The organism is Clostridium sp. UBA5119 (assembly GCF_002414285.1).
GTDB classification, from domain to species: domain Bacteria; phylum Bacillota; class Clostridia; order Clostridiales; family Clostridiaceae; genus Clostridium_J; species Clostridium_J sulfidigenes.
This window is the reverse complement of sequence record NZ_DHYX01000102.1, coordinates 37,662-37,886: the sequence shown is the minus strand read 5'-3', so window position 1 is coordinate 37,886 and position 225 is coordinate 37,662. Positions and strand designations below refer to the sequence as shown.

Here is a 225-nt window from a genome sequence, read left to right as displayed (position 1 = left end):
GACTTTAATATCCTTATACATTGCGCTCTTCCTTATGCTTTATTTACAAACGGGCGGATTTCAATATTGTTTTTTACAAGCTCGGCTTTAATGGCAGCCGACATCTCTAGTGCGCCGTCAGTATCGCCGTGTAGGCAAATCGTGTCAGCCTGAATTGGGGTAAATACACCATCAATTGACTCGACCCCACCATTTTTAAGCATAGACACCACACGGCTCGCAACA

Annotated in this window: 1 protein-coding gene; it reads right to left on the bottom strand. The window is 44.4% G+C overall.

Annotated features, from left to right (window positions below; all coding sequences use genetic code 11):
- Window positions 1-32: 32 nt before the first annotated feature.
- A partial coding sequence (locus B2671_RS15795; protein WP_346871266.1) for a LamB/YcsF family protein occupies window positions 33-225 on the bottom strand: 193 nt, incomplete at its 5' end.